This is a genomic window from Streptomyces durbertensis (assembly GCF_014156695.1).
Taxonomy (GTDB): domain Bacteria; phylum Actinomycetota; class Actinomycetes; order Streptomycetales; family Streptomycetaceae; genus Streptomyces; species Streptomyces durbertensis.
Window position 1 is genome coordinate 1 of record NZ_WMLF01000250.1, and the last position, 7763, is coordinate 7763.

The 7763-nt window shown below is 71.5% G+C and carries 8 protein-coding genes; 4 read left to right on the forward strand and 4 right to left on the reverse strand.

Annotation, left to right across the window (positions count from 1 at the left end; genetic code table 11):
- Positions 1-102: 102 nt before the first annotated feature.
- Positions 103-891: an SDR family oxidoreductase gene (locus tag GL263_RS16800; protein WP_182856539.1), complete on the forward strand. Its 789-nt coding sequence runs from the start codon at positions 103-105 to the stop codon at positions 889-891.
- 71 nt (positions 892-962) lie between these two features.
- Positions 963-1856 carry a PhzF family phenazine biosynthesis protein gene (locus GL263_RS16805; RefSeq protein WP_182856540.1) on the forward strand — a complete coding sequence of 298 codons (894 nt, stop codon included), beginning with the start codon at positions 963-965 and terminating at the stop codon, positions 1854-1856.
- Positions 1857-2627: 771 nt separating this feature from the next.
- Here the strand turns inward: GL263_RS16805 and GL263_RS16810 are convergent.
- Entirely contained in the window at positions 2628-3851 is a 1224-nt protein-coding gene (locus GL263_RS16810; protein ID WP_182856541.1) for a helix-turn-helix domain-containing protein, read from the reverse strand.
- Between the two features lie 258 nt (positions 3852-4109).
- Here GL263_RS16810 and GL263_RS16815 point away from each other — a divergent pair, with 258 nt between their 5' ends.
- Positions 4110-4520, forward strand: a complete 411-nt coding sequence (locus tag GL263_RS16815) for a flavoprotein (protein WP_500294566.1) — start codon at positions 4110-4112, stop codon at positions 4518-4520.
- Between the two features lie 22 nt (positions 4521-4542).
- Here GL263_RS16815 and GL263_RS16820 read toward each other — a convergent pair whose 3' ends face one another.
- The 3 genes from GL263_RS16820 to GL263_RS16830 form a co-directional block, all read right to left on the reverse strand.
- Positions 4543-4788, reverse strand: a complete 246-nt coding sequence (locus GL263_RS16820) for a hypothetical protein (protein ID WP_182856543.1) — start codon at positions 4786-4788, stop codon at positions 4543-4545.
- A gap of 123 nt (positions 4789-4911) precedes the next feature.
- Entirely contained in the window at positions 4912-6228 is a 1317-nt protein-coding gene (locus tag GL263_RS16825) for an SH3 domain-containing protein (RefSeq protein WP_228456566.1), read from the reverse strand.
- A gap of 315 nt (positions 6229-6543) precedes the next feature.
- Complete coding sequence (locus tag GL263_RS16830) at positions 6544-7044, reverse strand: RNA-binding S4 domain-containing protein (RefSeq protein ID WP_438947970.1); 501 nt, start codon at positions 7042-7044, stop codon at positions 6544-6546.
- Between the two features lie 17 nt (positions 7045-7061).
- Between GL263_RS16830 and GL263_RS16835 the strand changes: the two genes are divergently transcribed.
- Complete coding sequence (locus GL263_RS16835; RefSeq protein ID WP_182856545.1) at positions 7062-7703, forward strand: histidine phosphatase family protein; 642 nt, start codon at positions 7062-7064, stop codon at positions 7701-7703.
- The last annotated feature ends 60 nt before the right edge of the window (positions 7704-7763 follow it).

A 7763-nucleotide genomic window follows, 5' to 3' on the forward strand; every position in this document is an offset into this window, starting at 1 on the left:
GGGGTGCCCTTCCCGGAGACGGCCCTCGCGGAGGGCCGCCGTGTGCCACGCCGGGCCCCGGGTCGCGCGCCGCCGCCTCCGGGTGTCCCGTACCCTGCCGCCATGACGACGGAGATCAACGAAACGTCGAACGAGCCGGGCTGGGGCTCCGGCAGCGCCGTGATCACCGGCGCCGGCTCCGGCATCGGCCGCGCCGTGGCGCTCGCGCTCGCCGACGCGGGCTGGTCGCTCACCCTCGCCGGCCGCCGCGCCGACGCGCTGGAGGAGACGGCCCACCTCGCCGGCGACCAGGCGAGGGTCGCGACCGTGCCCACGGACGTCACCGACCCCGACGCCGTCGACGCCCTCTTCGCGGCGGCCGTCGAGCGCTTCGGCCGCGTCGACCTGCTCTTCAACAACGCCGGTACCTTCGGTCCCGCCGTCCTCCCCGACGAACTCTCCTACGAGGACTGGAAGTCGGTCGTCGACGTCAACCTGCACGGCGCGTTCCTCTGCGCCCGCGCCGCGTTCCGCGTGATGCGGACCCAGACGCCGCAGGGCGGCCGGATCATCAACAACGGCTCGATCTCCGCACACACCCCGCGCCCCCACTCCGTCGCCTACACCGCCACCAAGCACGCCATGACGGGCCTCACCAAGTCCCTCTCGCTCGACGGCCGCCCGTACCGCATCGCCTGCGGCCAGATCGACGTCGGCAACGCCGCCACCGAGATGACCGCGCGCATGCGCAGCGGAATCCTCCAGGCCGACGGCCGCACCGCCGTCGAACCCGTGATGGACGCCGACGACGTCGCGCACACCGTACGCCACATGGCCGAACTCCCCCTGGAGGCCAACGTCCAGTTCGCCACCGTCATGGCCACGGCCATGCCGTACATCGGCCGCGGCTGAGCCCGGGCGGGGGCTGCCCCGGACGCGGGTGTGCCGGGAATGCACGGACGCAGACGTCTGTTGGATCCGGCATGAGCGAGCAGCAGCCGGCGGCCACCGCGGCCACCGCCCCCGAGATCCTGCGCTACACGGCCTTCTCCACCTCGCCCGACGGCGGCAACCCCGCCGGCGTCGTCCTCGACGCCGGCGGGCTCGACGCCCCGGCCAGGCAGCGGATCGCCGCCGAGGTCGGCTACTCGGAGACGGCGTTCCTCACCCCGCCCCCGCCGGAGCCGGCCGCCGAGACCGAGCCCGGCGTACGCGCCTTCACCATCCGCTACCACAGCCCCGAGGCGGAGGTCGACTTCTGCGGGCACGCCACCGTCGCCACCGCCGTGGCCCTCGCCGAGCGGCACGGCCCGGGCGACTACGCGTTCGCCACCCGCGTCGGCGTTGTCCCCGTCACCGTCGACGACGGGCTCCGGGCCACGCTCACCAGCGTCCCGCCCCGGATCTCCGACATCACCGACGTCGACCTGACCGCCGTCCTTGAAGCGCTGCGCTGGCCCTCCGCCGACCTCGACCCCGCCCTACCGCCGCGCATCGCCTACGCCGGCAACGACCACCTCGTCCTCGCCGCCGCCACCCGCGCCCGCCTCGCCGAGCTCGACTACGACTTCGACGACCTCCGCGCGCTGATGCTGCGGCTCGGCCTCACCACGCTGCAACTCGTCTGGCGGGAAAGCGAGACCGTCTTCCACGTCCGCGACCCGTTCCCGGTCGGCGGAGTCGTCGAGGACCCGGCGACGGGCGCGGCGGCCGCCGCGTTCGGCGGCTACCTCCGCCTGCTCGACCTCGCACCCGACGGCGCCGTCCTCACCCTCCACCAGGGTGAGGACATGGGCCGCCCCGGCCTCCTCACCGTCACCCTCCCCGAAGACGACCCCCGCATCCACGTCTCCGGCACGGCCACGGCCCTGGGGTGAACCGCTCAGACAGCGATCCCCGTCCTGACTGCCGTACCCCTGGCCGAACGCCCGGCGGAGGCGTTCGGCGGCGCACAACACCGCCAACGCGTGCACCACCTCTGGAGGGATCTCCACCCACTGCTGACCGATCGCGTCCTCGTGCGGCCCGTCGTGCCCGGCTGTACGCGCGCAGGGCAGGCGTGCGGCGACCAGAGGCGGCCTCTCCTGCCACGGAGGTCGGCGCCGGCCGCACGGCTCAACAGTCACGCTCGCCGCATTGTCCCGGTGGCGGTTCATCGGGCCGCCACCTTCGGGTCGTCGAACTCTCCCTGGCCGAGCGGTACGCAGGTGGTGCACGCGCGATGGGACCAGCCCGGGCCGGTGTTCTGTTCGACGATCCACACCGTCCACACAGTCGCGTCCTGGTTCTCGCACCGGTGGCAGCGTTGTCCCGTCACTGCGCCACCCGCCGGCGCTCGTGGCAGTGGCAGACGCAGACCTCGTAGTGGACGCCATAGCCGGGCGACGGGCGCGCTTCCCCGTGCGTACAGTCGTCATGAGCCCGGATACGGCACTCCCAAGAGATGTAGGCGGCGGGCTCGGTGCTACGACCACCGGGCGGAGCGGCTACCAACGCCGCGCGCGGCGTTGGTTGTTGCGGAGCGAAGCGAAACGGAACGACCATGACTCACCTTCGTGACGTGTCGAGTACCGACTGTCACGAGCCTGCCCGACTGCGAGGTCCGAGACTTTCATCAAGAAATGAAAGTGCCGACCGGGTGACGGCGGTCAGATGCCCAGCCAACGAGAGTAGGCCCTGAGCTGTGGTGACGGCGTCCCCCGGCGCCGCAGCAGGGCCAGCACCGTCTCCCTCGTCGTCGGGTGATAGCGGGTCTGCGCTGGCGCCGCATCGCGGGCACTGATCAGCGCGTGCAGCGCCTTGTCGGCACGGCCCAGTTGCTCGTAGGCGCGAGCCATGTCCATCTGGTGGTGTCCTTGCCGATTCAACGCCCAGCCCGACGGCAGCCGCAGTCGCTCACCGTACTCAACCGCTTGCCCCGGCTCGCCCAGATCGATGAGAGTGGACACCTGGTGGATGCCTACGTTGACCTCGTCGAATACAAGACCATAGGGGTCTGGCTGACCCTTGATCCGGTGTGCGACCTGCTGGGCTTCCCGAATCCGGCCACGCACGTCCACCGCGCTGGAGCCGCCTCTCCGCCGAGCATGAATGACGGCCGCCTTCAACTGCATCGTTCCGAGAAGCGACTGAGCGCGCACGTTCCCTCGGCGGGACGGCTCCTCCAGCATGCGTTCCACCAGTGCCACCTGACGAAGGCCGATGTCGTATCCGCCGTGATGGAGGAGATAGTCGCTGCGGTAGTGACACACGACTGCCGGAAGGTAGGGATCCGCCGACAGCGCGCTCGCCGCTTCCATCCTCTCGAGGGCCAGCAGTCCGAGATCGAGAAAGCCCAGCTTGTGCGTGAAGTAGCGGGCCAGGCAGTACATGATGGCCAACGCCGAATACACCCGCTGACGGTCCGGCCCAGGTGGCGTCGTGTCGGCGATCGTCACCAATTCGCCGATCAGAGCCGGGCCCTCGGAGCCGATGACCAGGTACTCGCCGCGTAGTCGACTGGTCTCCAGGCGGCTCAGATCGACTCGCACCGCCTCAAGGTTCCGTGGCTTCGCGCCCTCTTCCCTTGAGAGTCCGGGGCTGACAATGGCATGCCTGATGGGCTGGACGAACTCCTCCAGCCGATCCCGTCGGAGAGCGTCCATATAGGGCTGCCCGGTGAGGTCGGTGACGGGCACACGCAGCGCACGCGCACAGGCCGCTGTCACCGTCGGTGATGCCGCCAGGTGGCCGCTCTCCACCTTCGTCAGGGTGCTGTACGAAACGTGAGATCGCTGAGCCAGGCCATGCTGGGTGAGCCCTCGCTGGTTCCGGATGGCCTTGATGCGTCGGCCGACAGAGATGTCGTACCGCAGACCGGGGGCGTCGGACATGCGCACTCCGTTTCTGACTCGACGCCTGGAACGGTACTCGTCGCGAGCCGCGCGTGTGGTGAATCCTCGAACGGCGGGGGACGGTTGTCGTGCTGTGATGGCGGCATGACTACTCGCTTGCTCCATCTCTTCGGGTGTGCGGCTCCGCCCGTGCTTCACGTCCGGAGTGCCGTTGCCACCGCTCAGGCGGAAGGCTGGGAGGTCTGCCTTGGCCTCACGCCGACCGCTCACTCCTGGCTCGGGGGCCGGGTGGCCGATTTGGAGGAGCTGACCGGCCACCCGGTGCGCACCCAGTGGCGTCGGCCCGGCGAGAGCGTGGCACCCTGGCCGCCCGCCGATGTCATCGCCGTCGCGCCCGCGACGCTCAACAGCATCAGCGCGCTGGCGCTGGGCTTGACTCCGTCCTACGTCGTCGGCGTCGCAGCCGAGGCGATCGGCGCCGGAGTGCCCGTGGTGGTGATGCCCTGCGTCAAGACCACTCTGGCCGCTCATCCAGCGATGGACCGCTCAGTGGAGACGCTGCGTTCGGCAGGGGTGCGCGTGCTCTACGGGGAGGGCGGGTTCGTACCGAACCCGCCGGGGCAGGGCCGCCCTGAGGAGTACCCATGGCGGTTGGTGCTCGACGCGGGCGAGCATGCCCTCGCCAATGCGCGGCCAGCGAAACCATGAGGGGCCTGCGCGGACACCGGGGTCAGGGTTCGTCGTTCTCCGGGGGGTGCCAGGCGGGCCACTCCTCGGAGCCGTCCACCCAGTGGACCTGCTCGGGATCGTCCAGGTCGATGTCGGGGAACACCTCTCGCACCCGCGCCTCGAAGTCCTCGCGCGCGAGCGGTTCCCAACCGATCCCGCGCAGCCAGACCAGCCGGTAGCGGCTGTTCTCGCCGAAAGACCCCACGACCACGGGGTACTCGGGCTCTGGCGGGCGCTTCTTCTCCATACCCAAGCGTGGGCACACCGCACACCACCACGCATCCGGAGTACCGCCGAACGAGGGACGGGCCGGGCCATCCAGTCTGGATGACCCGGCCCGTCCCCTCGTCGGATCGGTCGACCGTCCCCGTCAGCAGTACGGGATGGGGTTCAGGTTCTTCGCGTAGCGGGCGGAGACCCAGCCGCGACCGTCGGACAGCTTGTACCAGATCTTGTTGCCGTCGACGTGCGCGCCCTTGGTCTTGCAGGCGACCTTGAAGACGGTGCCGGGCTTGAGCGAGCCCTTGGCGTGGTGCGAGGTGTTCGGGCTCTTGCGGATCGTCAGCGGGCTCTTCGAGATCACCTTGGCCTTGCCGTGGACCTTGTGGTTGCCCTTGCCGTGACCGTCCTTGCAGTCACAGTGACCCGGCTTGCCCTTGTCACCCTTGGGTCCCTTGTCACCCTTGGGTCCCTGGGAGCCCTGAGGTCCCGGCTTGCCCTTGTCGCCCTTCGGGCCCTTGTCGCCCTTCGGACCGGGACGACCCTTGTCCCCCTTGGCTCCCTTGTCGCCCTTGTCGCCCTTGTCGCCCTTCGGGCCCTGGGGGCCGGGGTCGCCCTTGGGTCCCTTGTCGCCCTTCGGGCCCTGCGGGCCGCCCGGCGTCCCGGGCTCACCACGGTCGCCCTTGTCGCCCTTGGGGCCCTGGTCGCCCTTGGGTCCGGGGCGGCCCTTGTCGCCCTTCTCGCCCTTCGAGCCCTTCGGACCCTGGTCGCCCTTCTGACCGGGCTTGCCCTGCTCGCCCTTGGGACCCGGGCGGCCCTTGTCGCCCTTCTCGCCCTTCGGACCAGGCTTGCCCTGGTCACCCTTCTCACCCTTCGGGCCCTGGTCGCCCTTGGGACCGGGCTTGCCCTTGTCGCCCTTGTCGCCCTTCGGGCCCTGGTCGCCCTTGGGACCGGGCTTGCCCTTGTCGCCCTTCGGGCCGGTGACCGGGGTGGCCACCGCGAACGGCCACGGCGAGTGGTGGACGTCCTTCGCCTCCCACTTGCCGCCCGTCAGCGTCGTCCCCTCGGGGGCGTCGTTGTCGACCCGGATCACCACGGACAGGCGGACCTTGCTGTTCGGCTCGAAGCCGAACGCCGTGCGCTCACGCCAGGTGCAGGTGAGGACGCGCGCGTCGTCCGAGAGGCCGCAACCCATCCGCGTCGGCTCGTCGTTCCAGCGGAAGGTGCTCTCCCCGAACCTCGTCTGGCGGGGCGCGGTGACCCGGAAGGCCTTGACGTCCGCCCAGTCGTCGCCGTTGGTGGCGACGAGCGTGACCTCGCCGTACTTCCCCGGTGCGATCGAGGAGACGTACGGCTGGGACATGGTGAGGTTGCTGGAGTCCGCGAACGCCGGGACGGCGGGCGCGAGGAGGGTGGCGGTGGCCAGCGCGGCGACGGTCGCCAGACGGCCTCTGTGTGCGGGCTGCATGTGGGCACTCCGGGGAGCAGGGGGGAATCGACGTGGACCACCCCGACGCCGGCCCCGACGTGCGAAGACGCCCGGGGCACGACGGGGCGGCACCTCGGCAATTGCGCCGGAACCCCGGCCGATCTCCCGCCCGACACACCGCGCCCCGCACATTGTCCCCTGCTCTCCGCCCGGAAATCCCTCTTTCGTAGCAATGCGCGGTTCCCCGTCCGGGGTAACGCGGGAGGCCCGATACTGACGGCGGTGCGGGCGCGGCGACGGCAAATGTGCCGGTCAGGGGCTGATCAGGCGCCGCGCGCGGGTGCAACCCGAGCGTCAACCCGGGGGCAGCGGCCCCGCTCCGCGCAGGCGGTCGAGTTCCCTGCGGTCCCGCTTGGTCGGTCGGCCCGCGCCCCGCTCGCGTACTCCGGCCGGCGCGACGGCCTCACGGGGTGGCGGTGGCGGGCTGTTGTCGACGTAGGCCTCGGCTGCGGCCGGCGCGCCCACACGCTTGCGGAGGATCTTCTCGATGACGACGATCCGCTCCCGCCCGGCGTACCGGAGCCGTACCTCGTCGCCCGCCTTCACCGCCTGCGCCGGTTTGGCCCGGTCGCCGTTCACCCGAACGTGTCCGGCCCGGCAGGCGGAGGCCGCGAGCGACCTCGTCTTCACCAGCCGCGCGGACCAGATCCACACGTCCACCCGGACGGTTCCCTCACCACCAGCCATGCCCCCGACGATACGCCGTCCGTGACCGTCCCCGGGGCCGGGAACCCGTGAGCGCGTGGGCGGCGTCCCGGTGGCGGGAGGGGCGGTAGTCCCTCGCACTCCGACCACAACCCACGGGAGTCGCCGTGTCCGGGAACGTTGGAACGACCGCCGACCGGTACCTCTATCTCGTCCGGCACGGCGAGGCCACCGACGACGAGTCCCGGCTGACCGGTGTCGGGCGGGAGCAGGCACGGGCGCTGGGGCGCCGGCTGCGCGGCGTCGCGTTCGACGCCTTCCGGTACGGGCCGCTGCCGCGGGCGGTGGAGACCGCCCGCCTCGTGGCGGGCGAGTGGGGCGAGGGCGGTGCCGTGCCGGAGGTGTCGGAGGCCGCCGGGGACTATGTGCCGTACGTTCCCGAGCGTGCGGAGCTTCCCGCGGAGCACGCGGCGCTCGCCGACCGGCTCGCCGACGTCCCGGCGGACGAACGCCGACGCGGCGCTGAGCTGGCCGCGCGGGCGCGGGCCGCGTTCACCGGGCCGGTGCCGGACGGGGGCCGCCCCCGGCGGGAACTCGTGGTGACCCACGCCTTCCTCGTCGCCCACCTCGTCGCCGAGGCCCATGACGCCCCGCCCTGGCGGTGGATGGGGCTGAATCCGGCCAACGCCGGGCTCACGGTCATCCGTTACGCGGCGGACCGGCCGGCGGCGGTGCTCTGCTTCAACGACCTGTCCCACCTGCCGGAGGAGGCCCGCTGGACCGGCTTCCCGCCGGCGCTGCGCGTGTGAGCCCGGGCGGCGGGGTGCCGCCGGCCAGGGGCCGGTGATCGGCGGAAAACACCACTTGTC